At 48.3% G+C, this 20411-nt stretch carries 15 protein-coding genes, 2 tRNA genes and 4 pseudogenes; 13 read left to right on the forward strand and 8 right to left on the reverse strand.

Annotated elements, in window-relative coordinates; genetic code table 11:
- Nucleotides 1-173 precede the first annotated feature (173 nt).
- Complete coding sequence (locus H6859_05225; GenBank protein USO06569.1) at nucleotides 174-1406, forward strand: outer membrane beta-barrel protein; 1233 nt, start codon at nucleotides 174-176, stop codon at nucleotides 1404-1406.
- Here the strand turns inward: H6859_05225 and H6859_05230 are convergent.
- Complete coding sequence (locus tag H6859_05230; protein USO06570.1) at nucleotides 1401-2153, reverse strand: sulfotransferase family 2 domain-containing protein; 753 nt, start codon at nucleotides 2151-2153, stop codon at nucleotides 1401-1403. The two genes, H6859_05225 and H6859_05230, sit on opposite strands and share 6 nt — an antisense overlap.
- A gap of 81 nt (nucleotides 2154-2234) precedes the next feature.
- Here H6859_05230 and H6859_05235 point away from each other — a divergent pair, with 81 nt between their 5' ends.
- The 8 genes and pseudogenes from H6859_05235 to H6859_05270 all read left to right on the forward strand — a co-directional run bounded on the left by H6859_05235 (nucleotide 2235) and on the right by H6859_05270 (nucleotide 9753).
- Complete coding sequence (locus tag H6859_05235) at nucleotides 2235-3431, forward strand: glycosyltransferase family 4 protein (GenBank protein ID USO06571.1); 1197 nt, start codon at nucleotides 2235-2237, stop codon at nucleotides 3429-3431.
- A 154-nt stretch (nucleotides 3432-3585) separates the two neighbouring features.
- Nucleotides 3586-4254 (forward strand): polysaccharide export protein, encoded by a 669-nt coding sequence (locus tag H6859_05240; GenBank protein USO06572.1) that lies wholly within the window; start codon nucleotides 3586-3588, stop codon nucleotides 4252-4254.
- A gap of 7 nt (nucleotides 4255-4261) precedes the next feature.
- Nucleotides 4262-5689 carry a GumC family protein gene (locus tag H6859_05245; protein ID USO06573.1) on the forward strand — a complete coding sequence of 476 codons (1428 nt, stop codon included), beginning with the start codon at nucleotides 4262-4264 and terminating at the stop codon, nucleotides 5687-5689.
- A gap of 521 nt (nucleotides 5690-6210) precedes the next feature.
- Nucleotides 6211-7482 (forward strand): annotated as a pseudogene (locus H6859_05250) (calcium-binding protein).
- 48 nt (nucleotides 7483-7530) lie between these two features.
- Nucleotides 7531-7677 (forward strand): annotated as a pseudogene (locus H6859_05255) (hypothetical protein).
- A gap of 102 nt (nucleotides 7678-7779) precedes the next feature.
- A pseudogene (locus tag H6859_05260) lies at nucleotides 7780-8262 on the forward strand (hypothetical protein).
- Between the two features lie 252 nt (nucleotides 8263-8514).
- Nucleotides 8515-8907: pseudogene (locus H6859_05265) on the forward strand (hypothetical protein).
- A 327-nt stretch (nucleotides 8908-9234) separates the two neighbouring features.
- On the forward strand, nucleotides 9235-9753 hold the full coding sequence (locus H6859_05270; protein USO06702.1) for a type I secretion C-terminal target domain-containing protein: 519 nt from the start codon (nucleotides 9235-9237) through the stop codon (nucleotides 9751-9753).
- A gap of 72 nt (nucleotides 9754-9825) precedes the next feature.
- Here the strand turns inward: H6859_05270 and H6859_05275 are convergent.
- The 6 genes from H6859_05275 to ssb form a co-directional block, all read right to left on the reverse strand.
- Nucleotides 9826-9901: transfer RNA gene (locus tag H6859_05275), tRNA-Lys, on the reverse strand.
- A gap of 63 nt (nucleotides 9902-9964) precedes the next feature.
- The gene (gene coaD, locus H6859_05280; protein USO06703.1) at nucleotides 9965-10495 is read right to left on the reverse strand and encodes a pantetheine-phosphate adenylyltransferase; all 531 of its coding nucleotides are present in this window, start codon (nucleotides 10493-10495) and stop codon (nucleotides 9965-9967) included.
- Complete coding sequence (gene gyrA / locus H6859_05285; GenBank protein ID USO06574.1) at nucleotides 10482-13271, reverse strand: DNA gyrase subunit A; 2790 nt, start codon at nucleotides 13269-13271, stop codon at nucleotides 10482-10484. Before gyrA ends, coaD begins: the two co-directional genes overlap by 14 nt.
- Before the next feature lie 9 nt (nucleotides 13272-13280).
- Complete coding sequence (locus tag H6859_05290) at nucleotides 13281-14702, reverse strand: sodium/proline symporter (protein ID USO06575.1); 1422 nt, start codon at nucleotides 14700-14702, stop codon at nucleotides 13281-13283.
- 30 nt (nucleotides 14703-14732) lie between these two features.
- A complete protein-coding gene (locus H6859_05295) occupies nucleotides 14733-15170 on the reverse strand; it encodes a hypothetical protein (protein USO06576.1) in 438 nt (145 codons plus the stop codon).
- A gap of 3 nt (nucleotides 15171-15173) precedes the next feature.
- Nucleotides 15174-15635, reverse strand: coding sequence for a single-stranded DNA-binding protein (gene ssb, locus H6859_05300; GenBank protein USO06577.1), 462 nt, complete (start codon nucleotides 15633-15635; stop codon nucleotides 15174-15176).
- Between the two features lie 106 nt (nucleotides 15636-15741).
- Here ssb and uvrA point away from each other — a divergent pair, with 106 nt between their 5' ends.
- Nucleotides 15742-18693 carry an excinuclease ABC subunit UvrA gene (uvrA, locus tag H6859_05305; protein ID USO06578.1) on the forward strand — a complete coding sequence of 984 codons (2952 nt, stop codon included), beginning with the start codon at nucleotides 15742-15744 and terminating at the stop codon, nucleotides 18691-18693.
- 99 nt (nucleotides 18694-18792) lie between these two features.
- On the forward strand, nucleotides 18793-18990 hold the full coding sequence (locus tag H6859_05310; protein USO06579.1) for a hypothetical protein: 198 nt from the start codon (nucleotides 18793-18795) through the stop codon (nucleotides 18988-18990).
- A gap of 13 nt (nucleotides 18991-19003) precedes the next feature.
- On the opposite strand, the gene H6859_05315 is transcribed toward H6859_05310, so the two are convergent.
- Nucleotides 19004-19090, reverse strand: a tRNA-Leu gene (locus tag H6859_05315).
- Between the two features lie 75 nt (nucleotides 19091-19165).
- On the opposite strand from H6859_05315, the gene H6859_05320 reads away from it, so the two are divergent.
- Nucleotides 19166-19792, forward strand: coding sequence for an exopolysaccharide biosynthesis protein (locus H6859_05320; protein ID USO06580.1), 627 nt, complete (start codon nucleotides 19166-19168; stop codon nucleotides 19790-19792).
- On the forward strand, nucleotides 19789-20370 hold the full coding sequence (locus H6859_05325) for a disulfide bond formation protein B (protein USO06581.1): 582 nt from the start codon (nucleotides 19789-19791) through the stop codon (nucleotides 20368-20370). Before H6859_05320 ends, H6859_05325 begins: the two co-directional genes overlap by 4 nt.
- Nucleotides 20371-20411: the final 41 nt, after the last annotated feature.

The following is a 20411-nucleotide window of genomic DNA, read 5'->3' on the forward strand; positions in this document are numbered from 1 at the left end:
TTCATTGTAAGTATAGAATTCTCTATACTATTGAGAGTTCTTATACTGGCTGTTCTAGCTGGCTTGTTTCTGAATAATGCGTATAGATCATGATGTTTGGCATCTCAAAGCAATCTTGTTTTATGTTGATATTCACATGGATATCGACCGTATGTGTATTGGGCATAACACCATTGACAGTTTTTGCGCAAGAATCTCTGGAATCAGAACCATTTGCTTTTCACGCAGAACCTTCACCGGATCTCAGCAGCGCACTGGCAGATCCGTTTACCTATCAAGGCGAACCTATTGTTTTTAACGGTTTTCGTCTGTGGCCAAATTTGACGTTAGAACAACGCTATACCGACAATCTTTTGGCAACGGAGAACAACACGCAAAGTGATTTCATCACGGTATTGAAACCGGAACTTGAAATCTGGAAAAGTCTAGGGCGCCATGATTTTTCATTGTTGATGAACAGTGAAATTCTTCAGCACTGGGATCGTTCACAAGATAATGTCGAGAATTACAATGTCGCGTTCAATGCTGATCTGGAAGCGCGACAAGGCCTGAACATCCCGATTAAACTGCTTTACCGGGATGGACATTTGCGGCGCGCCTATCAGCGCCGCTCCAACGCCGACCAGATTGTAAAAACTCCCCTGAATGTTAAGCGATGGAGGGCCGAAAGCGGTTTTATATACAAACCTAATCGCTTAATGCTTAGCCTTTTAGGCGATTATAGTCAGGTTCGCCTAGGCAATGAAGAGTTAATCAACGGCGGGTTTTTAATCCGTGATAACCGCGATGTGAATATCACACAGGCAACCGGTAAGGTCTCCTACGATTTGAAAACCGGCCTTTCTCCTTTCGTGCAGACATCCTATACAAAGGAAAATTATATTAATGAAACGCCCGGTGCGGTGAGCCGAAACAATGACTCGCTGCGAATTCTCGCGGGCGCGGATTTCAATTTTAAGGGGTTGATCGCCGGGTTTATCGGTGCGGGTATAGACCGACGTTCTTATGATGATGCAACCGTTGGCAATACCGGTGATGTATTGCTGGATGCTGAGATATACTGGGACCCGATTCCTAAAACCCGCCTTCGATTTGATGCACGCCGTGAGACAACAGAAGATAATTTATTAATTCAACAACTGACAGAAACGGCTTTTGGATTAGGGATAGATCACGAGTTACGACAAAATCTTTTTGCTCGCTTGGCTGCGCACTACGGATATGATGAATTCATGGATACAAACCGTCAGGATAAAACACTGGATAGTCATTTTGAGCTTTTAAAAATCATTGGGCCGCATTTACAACTGGGAGCAGGCTATCAATATTTGACAAAAGATAGTTCTGTTCCGGGGTTGGATATGGACCAAAGCGTTGTGTTTTTAAGAATAAAAACAGCGTTATAAACCAAGCCGTTCTTTTGTTTTTTCATAGATTTCAATATCACCCTGCAAACGCTCTAACAACGCTTTATGAAAGTCGCTATTTTTATCAGGAACCTTTTTCTGCTCTTGGGATGCAGGGCTTTTATTACGCTTAAAAAAGATTGGTGTTCTTCCCAGTTTGGCCTGCATGCGGGCTTTAAAATTGTCTATATTTTCCAAACACCCAACCACATCTATTTGCTCAAGCGTTTCAATCGCCTGCTTAACATCCTGTGATCTGGGCGTTTCATACATATCTTCAGAACGAGAAAAAAAGTTTACAAAAGAGCGTGCGTTCATCATACCGTTACGGCTTTCTAGATACTCTTCGATAGACAAATCGGTTTTACGATATTCGTGATCTTTGTGACGATTCCAAAAATACTCCGAATACCAGCGCTGCAACGGATCTCGCAGCAAGGTGACAAAGGTCCACTCATCCTTATGGGCGGCATGAAAATCATGATTAAAAGGATAATGGCCGCATATAAGCGGAGAATCTCCTTTTTCCGCATAATAACTCAACAATTTTCGTCGGAAAGCGTACTGACATTCGTTATGCATTTCAGCCGAATAGGAAGCAGCTCTCGCATTAAGTGCGCCAGAAAAACCTTCACGCCCATACCGCAGCAACCTTAAGGGGTAATATGTAATCGCTAGCCCCGTTATGATTGCTGTTCCGCCACATTTGGGGACGTGATGAAAAATAATCTTAGGCTGTTTTATCATAAGAGAGTAATATAGTCTGTGGTTTGATCAAACCATATCAGTCTTAATTCCAACGTGCAGCATAAAAAATTATACCGTACAATGAGAGTACTATATTGCCACGACAACATCTATCAACAGTGTGAAAGTGGCACCGTTTATTCGCCTGGTCAGTTTCCTTACGAATACTGGAAAATTTTTTTAGATAATTTTGATCATCTGGTGGTAATCGGTCGTGGCGCAGGACTGCATGATAAAATTGATCAATTAAATATCAGTAGCGGGCCACGTGTCTCATTCGCGCTATTTCCCAATATCAATACTCCAGTAGGACGGTTAAAATATGCAAGACGCGTAAATAAACGCCTTGAACGGATTGTTGCAGATGCGGATGCCGTTATCATTCGAGCCGTCAGCGATATGGGCTGGCTGGCGTTTAAACACGCACTGCGTATGAATAAGCCGATTGCCCTTGAAATGGCAGCCTGCGCATGGGATAGCACGTGGAATCACGGCAATAAGCTTGGCAAAATATATGCGCCTATCCGTTATTTGCATGACCGCATCATTGCTCGACATGCCGATTTCGTCATGTATGTGAGTTATGTGTTTTTACAACGGCGTTATCCGACGAATGGTGAGGTCGCCCATATATCAAATGTGAGGATCGACAAACCTGACGAACAATATGTAGATCAACGACTGAAGGCCATAAAAGTCAAACAAGACGAAATGACAGCTCCTTACACCATTGGTCTTATCGGCAACCTCGATAACCGGATTAAGGGTGTTGATCTGACTTTGCGCGCGCTAGCCAAAGTTGAAGAAGAAAAACCGGGATGTTTTATATTTCATCATCTTGGCCCGGGTGACCCAGAACCTCATATGGCCTTGGCACACGCGCTAGGAATTAGTGAACGAATTCGTTTTGACGGCATGATTAAAAGCGGTGAAGGCGTCATGAAGTGGTTAAGGAAAGTCGATCTCTATTTACAACCATCGTTTCAGGAAGGGATTCCGCGCGCAACCATCGAGGCAATGAGTACGGCTTGTCCGATTATTGCGTCTACTGCTGGCGGAATTCCAGAACTAATAAAAGAAGAGTGGTTAATCAAACCCGGAGATGTTGATAATCTGGCCCGCTTAATCCTCAAGATGCTTGACAATCCTAAATTTCAGTACGAAGCAGGACTGAATAACTATATTGCCAGCCTTGACTATACGAACGATATTCTTGTACCCAGACGGCAAGGGTTCTGGGGTGCTTTTGCAAAATTTGCCAGAGAAAAAGCGCAATAATGTAGAAAGAAAAAACCCAGATAAATCAATGCAATCCTTTCCTTGTGAACACATGGTGATTTATTGTATTGTTAGAAAGGTTGAATTTCTTCCATGGGTCCGAGTTTTTTAACTAAATATCAGGTGGTTTATGTACAACACGAAGCTTATAGTAGTGTCCGCTGTGCTGTGCCTTGCAATCTTGGCGGGGTGTGCCCGTGGGACATTAGCTGATATACAAACTCAAAATAGTTCCCTGAGCAATGAACGCCATGAGCAAAACCAACCGATGGCAACAGAAAAAGTTGATGCGATCGCAAATCCCATCGCGATTGAACCCAAAAAAACCTTTAACGATAGCTGCCACGAAAAGGAAAAAAATGATGCGTATCGCTTAGGAGCTGAAGATCGTCTGGATATCCTAGTTTACGGAGAAACGGAGCTATCTGGCAATTATACTCTTGATACGACAGGGCATATATCTATGCCTCTTATCGGTGACGTTCTTTTGGGCGGATGTAATATCCGTCAGGCTCAGGAAATTATTAAAAACCTTTATGCTGACGGATATCTCGTTGATCCCAGCATTTCGGTTGAAGTTTCTAATTTTCGACCATTTTACATTTTGGGCGAAGTTAAAAGCCCAGGCAAATACGATTATGTCGCAGGAATGAATGTTCTGAAAGCTGCGGCAATTGCGGGGGGCTTTACGTATAGGGCAAACCGTAAAGTCGCAAAAGTTTTACGTTATGACTCATACGGAGAACCGGTTTACCACCAACAAATCTTAGAAGATGAGGTGCAACCGGGAGACGTTATCACGATCCCCGAGAAATTATTTTAGCAATCAAATGGCAGAGACAACGCAAAATTACTATCGATCAAAAGAACCGGGCAATTATGCCGGTTCTGATCTCGATTTGTCGACGTTGTTTCGTGTTATGTGGCGACGAAAAATCTCAATTTTATTTTTTTTGATCCTTGGGGTGACGGTTACTTTTGTATCATTATCTTATATGAAGCCTTTATATACATCACAGGCAGTGATTTTGATCCAGAATAATGCTGGAAAACTGGCTATAAAAGATCTCTCTCAGTTAATTAAGTCCAAATCTTTGAATACTGATTTTGTTTTAACCGAAATTGAGATCATAAAATCCCGGAACATGGTTTCCCAAGTCGTTAAGCGTTTAGGGTTAATTGATGACCCTGAACTTTCTAATCATACGCATGTGCCACAGAATGATCAGAATTTCAAGGCGTTGTTAGTAGACGGTACAACTTTTGAATCTCTTCCACCGGAAACTCTTGATGCCAAGGTTTCTATGACTATCAATAAATTTCTTGAGCGCCTGCGTGTCGTTTCGATCCCGGGGTCGACAGCCGTACAAATCAACTTTACTTCCGAAAACCCTTATAAATCAGCAATCATTACTAACGCAATCGTTGATATTTACACTAATCAAAAAATCAGTGAGCAGACCCGGCTACAACAAAGGTTGTCGGAGTGGTTTGATGAACGTCTACACAATTTGCGTGAACAGGCACTTGAGACCGATAGAAAGATGCAGAAATACAAAATTGAACATGAACTGACCGAAGACCAAACGGATATTATTTCAACCAACCATTTGAATAAATTAAATGAACAGCTGACGGCGGCCCAACTCAAAAAATCTGAAGTTGCAGTGACCTTACAACAACTGAATAAACCAGATGACTTTGAAAATATAGAAGCATTAACGTCAAATGATGTGAATTTTGGAATTCTTAAAAATTTGCGCCTTGAAGAACTGCGCCTAAAAACCGAGATTTCTGATCTTTCTAACCGATATGGCCCTAAACATCCGGTTATCAAAAAGAAGAAATCAGAGATTGATACTATACAGAAGTCTTTGAGGAGCGAAGTTCAGGAGATAAAAAACGCCCTGAATACAGAAATAAAAATTGCCGATGCTAAAGCGAAAGATCTAGAACGACAAATTCGTAGTAATATAAAAAATATTTCAAATAATGCTGATACATTGATGATTCTGCGTGAGTTGGAACGAGAAGCGGATTCAGCGGAACTTGCCCTTAGAACATTTTTAGAGACATACAAGAATATTGCCTGGCAAGATATGCTTCCGGGATCCGGCGTACAGGTGATTTCAGATGCGAGCGTTCCAACGCACCCATCTTTTCCCAACAGCCCCCTATTTTTACTGTTAAGCGCTTTCATTTCACTGTTTCTAGGGATGTCTTTTGCAATTTTCAGGGAGCATGTCGCTAAAAATTAGAGCGTTGCATATGGCATTTATTAGCCCGATTGGGCTTTATTTGTGCTTTTAAAGTTAACATTTTCTAATGTTCTGCAATGTTTTAAATTTTCTATTTATTTTCAGTGCGTTAAATGGATAAAATTTTATCTAAATCTAAGATGTTTTTAATTGAAATTTGTTATCCTGAAAACTGAACTAATAATTGAGGCTGGGTTGTGGCAGGCTTTTTTTTAACATTAACAACAAGTGTGTTTTTTAGTGCCGATGCGCCAAACATAGAAGTTTTGGTGAACGGTGTTGTTTCTGCGTCCTTTATTGAAACCGAACTTGAGGGCAGCGGTAGCACCACCCGAACGCTATATATCGATTATGTCGGACTATCTCCTTCAGATATCACTGTACAAATTAATGATGCCTCTGGTGAAACCGGGAGATACCTCGTTTTGGAAGCCGTTGCGGTCAACGGTCAGAATATTCGTAATAATACGCTGAATGTAAATGATGGCACACCGGTTGACCTTCTAACAACGCTGGAAAGCATGGATTTTGATACAACCAATACGGATTGGTTATTTGGGCAAACCGAACCGCTTTTATCTTATTTTGGAACTTCGACTTACACCGGAACAGGGGCGGATGATACGCAAAACGGCAGCCATACTGTAAATGATGTCATGAATATGGGGGGTGGTAATGATATCGCGAACGGCAGGAATGGTAATGATTTCATGTTTGGTGGCGCCGGCAACGATCTTTTGGTTGGTGCGGATGGCCATGACGTTTTAGTCGGCGGCGATGGAAATGACGAACTGCGTGGCCAGCTTGGTAATGACATCTTGTATGGAGGGCTTGGCGATGACGTTCTCTACGGCAATGAAGGAAACGACACGCTGAATGGTGGTGCAGGTAATGACCTCATCAATGGCTTCCACGACGATGATGTAATTTATGGCGAAGCCGGTATGGATAAGCTTTATGGAGGGGATGGCAATGACACTATCTTTGGTGGCGATGACAAAGACTTCATTTATGGCGAAGCCGGTATGGATAACCTTTCCGGGGGTGAAGGGGACGACATTATCGAAGGTGGCGATGATAATGACATTATTGCCGGCGATGGCGGAAATGACAGGATCTGGGGTGATGCTGGTGATGACAATATAAATGGCGGCGCTGGACTGGATACCATCTATGGTGGTCTTGGTATCGATACAATCAGTGGCGGTGATGATAATGACCGCATTGAAGGCAATGATGGAGACGATATCCTCAATGGCGATGCCGGCCAGGACTACATATATGGCGGCTTGGGCAATGATATTATAGATGGCGGCACCGAAGCCGATATTCTGTATGGTGAAGAGGGTGATGACATTATTAATGGCGGAGATCAGAACGATACGCTCTATGGAGGGGACGGCATAGACACGATGGACGGAGGGGCTGGTTCGGATCGTATATACGGAGATGCCGGTAATGACATTATTTTGGGCAATGGTGGATCAGACACGATCTTTGGCGGGGATGGGAACGATAATATTGATGGAGGGGCTGGTTCGGATCGTATATACGGTGAAGCGGATGACGATACTATTTATGGGCGTGGCGGCGACGACATTATCGAAGGCGGTGACGGTAACGATACAATTTACGGCAATGGTCAGAACGATATTCTTCGCGGGGACGCCGGTGATGACTATCTAAAGGGCGGAACCGGAGACGATAACCTTTACGGCGGCGATGGAAATGACGATCTGCGCGGGGATGACGGAAATGATCGTTTGAAAGGCGGCGCCGGCAACGATCAATTGCGTGGCGGCGATGGCGATGATGTACTCGCTGGTGAAGATGGAGACGATATTCTCTATGGCCAGGGTGGAAATGACAAGCTCTACGGTCAGGCGGGTAATGATGATTTACGTGGCGGCGATGGCGATGATCACCTCTTTGGACGCGAAGGCATCGACATTCTTCAAGGGAATAATGGAAACGACACCTTGGTCTATGACGGAGTGGACACGCTGGATGGCGGCGCAGATATAGACACTATTTTAGTTGCAGGTTATGACACAGTAACCATAGATTTCGCCAGCGGCCTGATTTCCAATATGGAAGCCGTCAATATGGCCAACACGAACGGCATTGCTGCAGCAAATAACCTTCAGATCAGCATGGCGCAGATTGCGGCCAGTTCAGATACAGGAAACATGACAATCACCGGGGACGTTGGTCTGGACCAAGTCAATTTTACCCTGACTGGCTCTGAAACCCGCGGTGCAGACGTTAACATTGATGGCATCGATTATGCTCAGTTCAATGATGGCGGAACGACAGCTTATATACAACTTGGATTGATTTATAACGGATCAGTTCTAACAGCTTCAGGCGGCGGTAGCAGCAATACACCGACCCCAGGAGATGATGTACTCACGGGAACATCTGGGGAAGATACAATCAGCGCGCTTGCTGGTAACGATATCATTATTGGCGAAGCTGGCAATGATACACTCAGCGGAGATGAGGGAAATGATAACATCTACGGCGGTGAAGGAAACGACACGCTAAATGGTGGTGACGGTAACGATATATTGCATGCATCACTTTCCGGCTCCATCACGCCAAGTACAGATCCGGCCACGGTCGTCGCTAATAATCCCGGCGTCGTTTACAGCTCTGAAACCGGAAACTTCTATCAGTTTGTGACGGCAAGCGCGAACTATACAACTGCCGCTGCCACTGCCGCTGCCGCAACGCTTGAGGGCATTTCCGGTCATTTAGTAACCATTACAACTGTTGCCGAAAACACTTTCATAGAAAACCTGACGGGAACAAATTTTGCCTGGATGGACGGAACGGATTCTGTAACCGAAGGCACCTTTGTCTGGACAGCTGGCCCAGATGCGGGAACGCAGTTCTGGAATGATATCGGCAACTACACCAACTTTTATCAAGGATCGCCAACAACTAACTCAAATGCCAATGATAACGTGATTTTCCTTGGAACAACATATAGCGGTACGTGGTATGCTTACACAGGCACCTATGCCACAAACTACCTTATTGAGTGGGAAGGCAGCGATGTTATTCAGGAAATAATTGTCGGATTTGACAGCCGTAATGAAACAAACTATCTCAATGGCGGCGCCGGTGACGATCAACTTTATGGGTCGATGGGCCGTGATATTCTCGTCGGTGGGACAGGTGCAGATATTCTCGAAGGCGGCGCTGGTAATGACAAACTCTACGCAGATGGCCTGTCCGACGCGGAAATTCAAGCCATTTTAACGGCAAATCCTGGCGTGACATATTCAGAAGAAACCGGAAACTTTTATCAGTTTGTCTCTGGTTCATTTAATTACGCGAATGCGCTCGCAGGTGCATCTTCAACCACAATTAACGGCATAGCCGGCCATCTAGCAACGATTACATCAGCAGAAGAAAATAGCTTTATAAACGGTATTGTTGGCGCAAATTTTGTCTGGATCGATGGCTCGGATGCGGCGACAGAAGGTACCTTTGTCTGGACAACTGGCCCAGATGCGGGAACGCAGTTCTGGAATGATATCGGCAACTACGAGAACTGGTATCAGAACTCACCGACAAGCAATACAAATGCCAACGACCACGTTGTATTTTTGGGACAAAATTATAACGGCCAGTGGTACATATTCGGCGACAACACCAACCTAAATGGTTACGTGATTGAATGGGAAACATCAAGTTTTGGAACAGATACATCGGCTAATTCTCTCAATGGCGGTTACGGTGCGGATGACCTTTATGCGTCTGGCGGGATTGACACGTTTATCTTTGAAGCTGCCAGCGCTTTTTCAGATATTGATACCATTCACGATTTTGATAACACTGCAGATATTCTCGACATTTCGGATATTTTAAGTGGAATAAATGTTGATGCAAGCAATGTTGCAGATTATGTCTCAGTTGATGAATTAACCGGTGTTCGCGTTGACGTGAACGGCACCGGTACATTCGGTGCGGGGACACAAATAGCATCATTCAGTAGTGCTGTTGGGGTCGACGACGCTCTAACCATGTTCAACAACGGTGATCTGATCGTCTAAGGTAGATTCTATAGTACCTTTTAGGCTTATAGTACCGGGGCAAAAATCAAATTTCTGTAAAGTGGCTGTGAGTGGTGATCGCGCAGGGATTCGAACCCTGGACCTACTGATTAAAAGTCAGTTGCTCTACCAGCTGAGCTACGCGATCTCACGAATTAACCCCTTAGGGCTACAAAAGATTGTGGAAACATATGGATTTAGAAGGCGTACGTCAAGCTTTCTTTGGGGAGGGTTTCGAAAATTTCCGGGAGATGGCCTTTGCAACCTGAGGTGTGACGAATTCGTTGATGTCGCCACCCAAAGAGGCTATTTCCTTGACAAAACTGGCGGAAATGAACTGCCATTTATCAGCGGCCATCAAGAACACGGTTTCAATATCGGGGTCGAGCTTGGCGTTCATGCCGGTGAGCTGGAATTCATATTCGAAGTCTGATACGGCGCGCAGGCCGCGGAAAATACAGTTTGCTTGCATTTCGCTGGCAAAATGGACCAGCAGGTTGTTGAAGGAGCGGACCTCAATCTCACAGCCTTTTTCCTGCATGTTCTCAATGTCGGTGCGAACCATCTCAACGCGCTCCTCATAGGTGAAAAGCGGGCCTTTGCGGGCGTTATCGGCAACGCCGATGATGAGCTTGTCCACCATGCGCGAGGCGCGGCGGATCAGGTGCAGATGCCCCTTGGTCACGGGGTCAAACGTGCCGGGATATACGCCGATGAGGTATTTGCCGTTATTCTGCGTCATCGCTCTCGGCAGCTTCGTCCGCAGGGGGCTGAGTTTGGGCGCTTTCGGTTTTTTCATCACCCTCTTCCGGCAAAACTTCGCCCTCAAGCTCATCCTCATCTTCATCATCATCTTCCTGGACCAGCCAGGCGACGGAGACGACGTTTTCATCGTCTCCGACCTTGAAGATGGTGACACCCTGGGCGCTGCGCCCCGTCACACGGATATTTTCAACCGGCGTGCGGATCAGCTTGCCTTTATCGGTGACCAGCATGATCTGGTGGCTATCGGTTACCGGGAAAGTGGCGACGACTTCGCCACCGTTTTTCTTGGTTAGAGACATGTTGGCCACGCCTTGGCCGCCGCGCCCGGAGGTGCGGTATTCGTAGGCAGAGGTGCGTTTGCCGAAACCTTTATTGGAGACGGTGAGGACGATTTGCTCTTTCTTCAGAAGCTCGCGGAAGCGCTCTTCGGAAAGTTCCAGCGTGGTTTCCTCATATTCGAAGTCTTCATCATCGCTGCCGACGATCTGGCTGGCGGCTTTTAGGTAGGCGTTACGCTCATCGGGTGTAATGTCAACGTGTTTGAGAATCGACATGGAGATAACCTCATCGCCTTTTTGGGCGAGCTTAACCCCGCGTACGCCGGTGGAATTGCGCCCGGCAAAGACGCGAATATCGGTGACGGGGAAACGGATGGCTTTGCCCATTTTGGTGGCCAGCATCACGTCTTCATCCTCGGTACATATTTTGACCGAAACAAGGCTTTCCTCCTCGCCCAGTTTCATGGCGATCAGGCCATTGGAGCGGATGTTGGCGAAGTCTGTAAGTTTGTTGCGTCGGACCGATCCGTGCGAGGTGGCAAACATGATGTCGAGATCATCAATAACATCAACATCTTCTGGCATGCGCATATAAACATTCACCTTTTCATCTTTTTCAAGCGGCAGAAGGTTGATGATCGCTTTGCCTTTGGATGTCGGAGAGCCCAGCGGTAATTGGTAAACCTTCATTTTGTGCACGATACCGCGCGAAGTGAAAAACAGAATCGGCGTGTGGGTGCTTGCGACAAACAGGTCGGAGACAAAGTCCTCGTCTTTCGTACTCATCCCGGCGCGGCCCTTGCCGCCGCGGCGCTGGGCGCGATAGGTGTCGAGCGGTACACGCTTCACATAGCCCTCATGCGTAATGGTGACAACCATATCTTCGCGCTGGATAAGATCTTCCATATCCATTTCGAACTCGGCTTCGCAAAGCTCTGTGCGGCGGGGGGTATCGAAACGATCCTTGATCTCTTTAAGCTCTTCGACCAGCACTTCGAGCAGACGCTCGCGGTCTGCGAGAATTTCGAGATATTCGGCGATTTTATCGGTGATTTCCTTAAGCTCGGCAGCGATTTTATCACGCTCGAGGCCTGTTAACCGGTGCAGGCGTAGCTCGAGAATAGCCTTGGCTTGCGCCTCGGACATCTGATAAGTGCCGTCATCATTCAGTGGGTGTTCAGGATCGTCGATCAACTCAATAAGCGGGGCAACGTCTTTGGCGGGCCAACTTTTCGCCATCAGCCCTTCGCGGGCGGTAGTCGGGTCCGGCGCGCCGCGGATCAGAGCGATGACCTCATCGATATTGGCGACAGCCACGGCCAACCCAGCCAAAATATGGGCGCGGTCACGGGCTTTACCGAGTTCGTATATCGTGCGGCGCGTGATGACTTCCTCGCGGAACTTTACGAAGGCCTTGATCATGTCACGGATTAACATCATCTGCGGCTTGCCGTTATGCAGCGCGACCATGTTGCAGGCGAAATTGCTTTGCAAGGCGGTGTGCTTAAAGAGCTGATTGAGCACGACATCGGCAATCACGCCGACTTTCAACTCAATTACAATGCGCACGCCCTCGCGGTCTGATTCATCGCGAATTTCAGCGATGTCTTCGACGATTTTTTCGCGACCGACTTCGCCGAGGCGCTCAAGCAGCTTGCCTTTGTTGACCTGATACGGAATTTCATGAACGATGATCGCTTCGCGCTTCCCAATTTCTTCAATCGAGGTTTTTGAGCGCATGACGACCGAGCCGTTGCCGGTGTGATAGGCTTTATAAATACCGTTTTTGCCCATAATTTTAGCGCCAGTCGGAAAATCCGGGCCGGGGATGATTTCGTTGATTTCTTCGGTAGTGATGTTCGGGTTATCAACCATGGCTACGCAAGCATCTATAACCTCGCCAAGATTGTGCGGCGGGATGTTGGTGGCCATCCCCACGGCAATTCCTCCTGCCCCGTTGACGAGCAGGTTTGGCACGCGCGAAGGTAAAACGCTAGGTTCGGTAAGAGATTCATCGTAGTTGGGACGAAAATCGACGGTTTCTTTTTCTATGTCCTGCAGCAGGACTTCGGCAGCTTTGTCCATCCGTGCTTCGGTGTAGCGCATCGCCGCAGGGCTATCGCCGTCCATAGAGCCAAAATTCCCTTGCCCGTCGATCAGCGGCAAACGCAGGGACCAAGGCTGGGCCATCCGGACCATAGAATCATAAATAGCCGCATCGCCGTGCGGGTGATATTTACCCATAACATCCCCGACGACGCGGGCGGATTTTTTGTAGGGTTTATCGGAGGTATAACCTCCTTCGCGCATGGCGTAGAGGATACGCCGGTGGACGGGCTTCAATCCATCACGCACATCGGGCAAAGCGCGGGATACGATCACACTCATGGCATAATCGAGGTAAGATTGCTTCATTTCCTCTTCAAGGGAGATGGTGGGAATTTGATCGTCTTCAATAACGGAGGAATCGCTCATGGATAAACCTTATAAACTCTTATTTTTAGGTGGTTCTGATCGTACATATTTTTCTAGCAAATATGACAGCGCAAAGATAGCAAAACCTGTCATCATTCCAGGAACTAAATCCATCAATTGTGCCTGCAATCCAAGACCGTGACGCCAGTACACGGCCACGCCAAATCCGGCGACCATCATGGTGACGGCGAGACGCTGGGTCGGTTTTTCTCCGAACAGTATCAAAACGACCAAAGGCGCTACAGCTGAAGCCATTCCACCCCAGGCCAAAACCACCAGTGAGAGCACATTTTGGCTGGCCAGCAGGGCGATCGCTACGATCATGCAGATCACCGCAACTGTGCCAAGACGCGCCAGCGCGTAGGAGTTACGGAGCTGTGGAAAGACATGCTGGGTCAATGCCGAGGATGCGGAAAGCAAGAGCGAGTCGGCTGTAGACATCGTTGCAGAAAACAGCCCCGCAACCATGAAGCCGACGAAAACGGGCGGCAGAAGGTCTTCCCAAAGAGCAGGAATCGATAATTCAGGGTCAAAACCGCCTTCGATTTCAGGAATCATAACGCGAGCAATAAAGCCGACCAGCGTAGCCAGGGCTAAAACGCTCCAGCGCCAGCTCAGATAGATGCGCCGGGCGGTAAGCAAATCTTCATCGGAGCGCGCAACCATATGGCGCACCATCAACTGGGGTTGGCCCAGCACCCCTACACCAAAGGCCAGCCAGCCTATAAAAACGGAAATAAATTTGGTTTGCGCCGGATTGACCAGCGCCGGGTCGATGGCTTTGAGTTGTCTGTAAAGCTCTCCAAAACCTCCGATCTGCTCCATTGCGACCCAGACCAGCACCATGAGAGAAAGTATGATGATGATCGCCTGCACCGCATCGGTCCAGATCGAGGCGCGAATGCCTCCTGCCCAGCAATAGGCCAGAAGCACGAACGCGCCGACAAAAACAAAGATGTTGTAGTCCCAGTCAAAAAGTGCTTCGCCGATCTTGGCACCGGCCACAAGTTGGGCGCTACAATAGGTCCCCAGAAAAACCACGGTGAGCATAGCGGTAATAACAGTGACGATTTGGAAGTCGCGCCCTGCCAATTTACCAACCAGTGACGGATAAGTATGGGCTTTGGTTTCAATTGCTTTGCGGCGTATTTTGTTGCCGGCGATAATCCAGCCCAAATGATCGCCGATCGTTAGCCCGACAACCGCATATACGGCTGTGAGACCGGAATTGTAAGCCAGCCCGGCAAAGCCGATGAAGGTTGCGCCGCTGGAGATCGTTGCACCGTAGGACAAAGCCACCAGCCATGCAGGAATGGAGCGCGAAGCCAGGAAATAATCTTCGATATTATTTTTTCGAAAAAAGGATGAGGCCAGACCGACGCCTGTGAAAAAGATAAAAAACACCAGAAAGCTAATCAGCATGGCATCCATGATCGAGTATCCTTTGGTTTACGGGCAACCCTACGGGCTTTGGGTTTCCGTACGAAATCTCACAAGCGCCTGATCGAGCATACGCACGATTTCCGGCGCGATTCGTGCATTGAGCTGTTCTTGTTTATCACTGGCCGATCGCGCTTCAGGCTGGTTATAATAGGCCACCATGGCCTCAAGTTCTTTCAGGGTAAAAATTTCAGCGTAGGAATCGACGGTGATTTTTTCCAGCGCCTTGGGGTTCATGATTTTTAGCAGAGCAGAGCGCACGACTTCTTTGTCATTTTCCGATGCGCCAGCCATGGCCCGTTCAAGATATGCATTGATGGCGGTTTCGAGTTGCTGTTTGGCCGGACGAATTTCGAGCATTTTTTCTGCCAATTTCAGGCGCTGGGGAAAATCATCGCCCTGTGCGAAAGCTGGCGCACAGAACATCAAAATACTAACGAAAAGCGTTAAACGAAGCATACCCTAAAACGGAATTTCGTCTTCGAGTTCATCGACCGGAGCGGCGGCTTGAGCCTGTGTCGGTGCGCCTTGGGAGAACCCGCCGCCCTGGCTATATCCGGCATTATCGTTACCGCTGCGTCCATCAAGCATCACGAGCTTGGCATCATAGCCGCGCAACACCACTTCGGTGGTGTATTTTTTCTGGCCGTCCTGTTCCCAACTGCGCGTTTGAAGCTGGCCTTCCAGATAAATTTTAGAACCTTTTTTTAGGTAGTTCTTACAAACATTGACCAGACCGGGAGAGAAGATCACAACGCGGTGCCATTCGGTTTTTTCTTTACGCTCGCCAGAGGCTTTATCTTTCCAAGTTTCGGATGTAGCAATAGAGAGGTTACAAACTTCGTCACCACTTTGCATGGATCGCACTTCGGGGTCTGCGCCGAGATTACCGATTAATGTTACTTTGTTTAATGAACCAGACACGTTTTTACTCCTAACAATTAAATCTTAAGCGCCCACTATAGCGTCCGGGCGTGACTTTGCAAATAAGTATTGGACTTCTGCGCGGCCTTATCCCATATAAGGCATTATGAGCTTGAAAACTATTTCTATCCGCGGTGCGCGGGAACATAACTTAAAGGATATCAATGTCGATATGCCGCGTGACAAGTTGATTGTCATTACGGGGTTGTCGGGGTCGGGGAAGTCCTCTCTCGCCTTTGACACGATTTATGCGGAAGGCCAGCGGCGTTACGTTGAGTCTTTGAGCGCCTATGCGCGGCAATTTCTGGAACTGATGCAAAAGCCGGATGTCGATAGCATTGAAGGGCTGTCTCCGGCGATTTCGATTGAGCAGAAAACCACGAGCCGCAACCCGCGCTCAACCGTGGGAACCGTGACGGAGATTTACGATTACATGCGCCTGCTGTGGGCGCGCGTGGGCGTACCCTACTCTCCGGCAACGGGCAAACCAATCACCAGTCAAACAGTCAGCGAGATTGTCGATCGCATCATGGCGATGGGCGATGGGACAAAGCTCTATCTGCTAGCCCCCATCGTGCGTGGGCGCAAGGGCGAATACCGCAAGGAATTTAAAGAGCTACAGGCGAAGGGCTTTCAGCGCGTGAAGGTTGACGGCACGCTGTATGAAATCGGCGATGTGCCGACGCTAGATAAAAAGCTCAAGCATGATATTGAGGTGGTGGTGGACCGATTGGTCGTGCGCGAAGATATGGGCAACCGACTGGCGGATTCTGTGGAGACGGCTCTGCGACTGGCCGACGGGCTGGTTCTGGTCGAGAATGCGGAAGACGGAACTCAAGAGCTGTTTTCCGAGAAATATGCCTGCCCTGTTTCGGGTTTTACGATCCCCGAAATTGAGCCGCGGCTGTTTTCGTTTAACTCGCCGCACGGAGCTTGTCCAACCTGTGACGGGCTGGGCAAGCGGATGTATATGGATGAGGCTCTGGTGGTGCCGGATGGCTCGAAGTCTTTGTTGAAAGGCGCGATTGAGCCATGGTCGAAGAGCTTTGCGCCGTTTTATATGCAGGCGCTCGAAGGCGTGGCTGCGCATTACGGGTTTAGCGCGGCGGAGAAGTGGGACAAACTGCCTCGCAAATATCAGGAGATTATCCTGTATGGGTCCGGTGATGAACCGATTGCGATTACTTACAACACCAAGACCGAGAGCACGTGGAAATCAAACAAGCCCTTTGAGGGGGTGATCCCCTCTTTAGAACGGCGGATGATTGAAACAGATTCGAATTCAGCACGGGAAGAACTGGCGAAGTATCAGGCAAGCGCGCCGTGTGAGGCGTGCGAGGGACACCGGTTGAAGCCCGAAGCGCTGGCGGTGAAGATTGACGGGAAGAATATCTCCGAGGTCGGAACCTATAGCATTGAAGAGGCTGGCGAGTGGTTTGAACGTCTTTCTCATCCCGTCATTGCGAGCGAAGCGAAGAAATCTAGAAAGCAAAAGAATGGATTGCCGCGGCCTGCTGACGCAGACCTCGCAATGACGAATGAAGAAATCCTCACCCCCCAACAATACCAAATTGCTGAAAAGATCCTGAAAGAAATTAATGAACGTCTGAATTTTCTGCGCAATGTGGGACTGGATTATCTCAACCTGTCGCGCAATTCCGGAACGCTTTCGGGTGGAGAAAGCCAGCGCATCCGCCTCGCCTCGCAGATTGGTTCGGGGCTAACGGGTGTTTTATATGTCCTGGACGAGCCGTCCATCGGCCTGCACCAGCGCGATAATAACCGTTTGCTGGAAACGCTGACGCGCCTGCGCGATATGGGCAATACGGTGATCGTGGTTGAGCATGATGAAGATGCGATCCGCGCCGCAGATCACCTGATTGACATGGGGCCCGGCGCGGGTGTGCATGGAGGCCGTGTGGTGGCGGAAGGGCCGCCGGAAGAGGTGTTTAAATCCGGACGCTCAATGACGGCAGCATACATGAACGGGACGAAAGAGATTGTGGTTCCGACGCAAAGGCGCAAAGGCAAAGCCAGGCAATTCATTGAAGTGATTGAGGCCAGCGGCAATAATCTGCAAAATGTGTCGGCAAAAATTCCTTTGGGCACCTTTACCTGCGTAACGGGCGTATCGGGCTCAGGCAAATCGACCTTTACGATTGATACGCTCTACCGGGCGGCCAGCCGGACATTGATGAAAAGCAAAGAACAACCCCTGCCCTGTAAGGATATCAAGGGGCTGGCGTTTGTTGACAAGGTTATTGATATCGACCAATCACCAATTGGGCGCACGCCACGCTCTAACCCTGCGACCTATACCGGCGCGTTTACGCCGATCCGCGAATGGTATGCAGGCCTGCCCGAGGCCAAGGCGCGGGGGTACGGGCCGGGGCGCTTTAGCTTTAACGTCAAAGGCGGGCGATGCGAAGCATGTAAAGGCGACGGGGTAATCAAGATTGAGATGCATTTCCTGCCCGATGTGTATGTGGAATGCGAAACTTGCCACGGTCGGCGTTATAATCGCGAGACGCTGGAGATTAAGTACAAAGATAAATCGATTGCCGATGTACTGGATATGACAGTCGAAGAAGCCGCCGATTTCTTTAAGGCGGTTCCGTCGATCCGCGACAAGATGGAAACACTCAAAGATGTTGGCCTCACCTATATTAAGGTGGGACAACAAGCCACGACTTTATCGGGCGGGGAGGCACAGCGGGTAAAACTGTCGAAAGAGCTGTCGAAACGCTCAACAGGCAAGACGCTGTATATCCTCGATGAACCGACAACGGGCTTGCATTTCGAGGATGTACGAAAATTACTCGAAGTGCTGCATTCCTTGGTTGATAAGGGTAATACGGTGGTGGTGATTGAGCATAATCTGGATGTTATCAAAACGGCCGATCATATTATCGATATCGGCCCGGAAGGCGGGCATAAGGGCGGCAGGATCTTGGCCGAAGGGACGCCGGAGGAGATTTGCAATGTGAAGGCAAGCTATACAGGGCAGTATCTCAAGCCGATTCTGGAGAAGAAAAATATCAAGATTGCAGCAGAATAACTTTTTAATATCAATACTTTAATTTTAATAATTGAGTTTTTATTAATTTTTTGTTAGTGTTATGCATAATCGAGAAACGGCAAGGTATGGAGAATTGATATGGCTTCAGTTGTTGGTGTAGTAAAAGGTACGACTCTCGCTATAGGCGCAGGGGCCGTGCTTGGCCCGGCTTTTTTAGTAGTTGCGCAGGGAGGCACGTGGGCCGCAGGTGCCCACGCGAGCGCCAGCTTATTAGGAAATGGTGTCGTTAGAGCTGGCGAAATTGGGTTAGCAACCGCAGAGGCCGCATTCGGATAAATTTTCATAAAAATGGTGCCTCCGGAGAGAATCGAACTCTCACTTCCGTAAGGAAACGGGATTTTGAATCCCGCGCGTCTACCAGTTCCGCCACAGAGGCGCACCACATCGAATAGCGGTTATCAATAAGCGTTTATTGGTTTTATTTCAATACCAATTTCGTTATTTTGTTCGGATGAATGAACAGCCGCGCAAAATCTCCAAAGTTTTAATTGATCTTCAAAAAACTTTACCAGAAGAAAAAATTTGTACATTTGACTTGCTCGAAGCCCTGCACGAGCGCGGTTTTGGATTTTTGCTGTTTATCTTTGCACTGCCCGCGGCGCTGCCGTTGCCGGGGCTGGGCGTGAATGTGATTATCGCGCTGCCGCTGTTGTTCCTGACAGCGCAGCAGGCGCTGGGACGGCATTCGATCTGGATCCCGGAGAAGATGAAATATAAGTCCATCAGCCGGGCACGGTTTGAGGCTATGCTTACGGCTGGCCTGCCCTTCATCACCAAAGTCGAGCTTTTGGTTCGCCCGCGGCTGGGCTTTATCACGCACGGTTTGTTTGGCAACCTCATCGGGGTGGCCGGGCTTGTCATGGCGCTGTCAATCTGTGTGCCGTTGCCTCTGACCAATACGGTGCCCGCGATGGGAATTGCCCTGATGGCGCTGGGTGTGATTATGCGCGACGGGCTGGCGGTGCTAACCGGAGCGATTCTGGGCCTGATATGGGTTGCTATGCTGGCTTATGTTCTTATATTTTTAGGTACGGAAGGGTTGGATTTAATCAAAGAAACGATTAGATCATTAATATGATGGTTTCGTTTATTCGCAAATTGCTGTCCTGCCGCGTGCTTGTCCTGCTTGGCATTACCGGGGTTTCGGTATTTTCCTTGTTGATGGCGCTGACGGCAGAAGTGTATTTCGGGCTGGAGCCTTGCATTCTTTGTGTTTACCAGCGTTTTCCATTTCTGGCTGTAGCCATTTTAGGTCTTATTGGACTGGCGATGAAATCGAAGCCTGCGGTGCAGCGGGTCATCATCGCCCTTAGCGGCCTGACCTTTCTGGTCAACAGCATTATCGCCTCTTACCATACAGGCGTGGAGCAGAAATGGTGGGCTTCGGCCTTTGAGGGCTGCGCTGTCCCGCCTCTGGGGGATGAACCGCAGACTATTTTAGAGAACATCCTGAGCGCACCAACGGCGAACTGCGCAGAAATTCCGTGGCAAGATCCGATCATCGGCCTATCCATGGCGAATTACAATGCGCTGATGTGCTTCGGGCTGTTTGTGGTATGCATTTTGAGCTTTATGCTTTTAAGAAACACCCAGAAGACTGAAGGCTGCCATCACGCCCAGCACCAATGTGGAATGGAAAATAAAGAAACCGACTGATTGCTTCAGTGTGCGTTTCTTGGAAAAATCAAATAAATCGT

The organism is Rhodospirillales bacterium (assembly GCA_023898785.1).
Taxonomy (GTDB): Bacteria; Pseudomonadota; Alphaproteobacteria; order Micavibrionales; family Micavibrionaceae; genus TMED27.

Bases quoted from the DNA above. Each gene is read 5' to 3' on its own strand.
- H6859_05230 (USO06570.1), bottom strand. From the start codon at position 2,153: ATGATAAAACAGCCTAAGATTATTTTTCATCACGTCCCCAAATGTGGC.
- H6859_05235 (USO06571.1), top strand. From the start codon at position 2,235: ATGAGAGTACTATATTGCCACGACAACATCTATCAACAGTGTGAAAGT.
- H6859_05245 (USO06573.1), top strand. From the start codon at position 4,262: ATGGCAGAGACAACGCAAAATTACTATCGATCAAAAGAACCGGGCAAT.
- coaD (USO06703.1), bottom strand. From the start codon at position 10,495: ATGACGCAGAATAACGGCAAATACCTCATCGGCGTATATCCCGGCACG.
- gyrA (USO06574.1), bottom strand. From the start codon at position 13,271: ATGAGCGATTCCTCCGTTATTGAAGACGATCAAATTCCCACCATCTCC.
- H6859_05290 (USO06575.1), bottom strand. From the start codon at position 14,702: ATGGATGCCATGCTGATTAGCTTTCTGGTGTTTTTTATCTTTTTCACA.
- H6859_05295 (USO06576.1), bottom strand. From the start codon at position 15,170: ATGCTTCGTTTAACGCTTTTCGTTAGTATTTTGATGTTCTGTGCGCCA.
- uvrA (USO06578.1), top strand. From the start codon at position 15,742: ATGAGCTTGAAAACTATTTCTATCCGCGGTGCGCGGGAACATAACTTA.
- H6859_05310 (USO06579.1), top strand. From the start codon at position 18,793: ATGGCTTCAGTTGTTGGTGTAGTAAAAGGTACGACTCTCGCTATAGGC.
- H6859_05320 (USO06580.1), top strand. From the start codon at position 19,166: ATGAATGAACAGCCGCGCAAAATCTCCAAAGTTTTAATTGATCTTCAA.
- H6859_05325 (USO06581.1), top strand. From the start codon at position 19,789: ATGATGGTTTCGTTTATTCGCAAATTGCTGTCCTGCCGCGTGCTTGTC.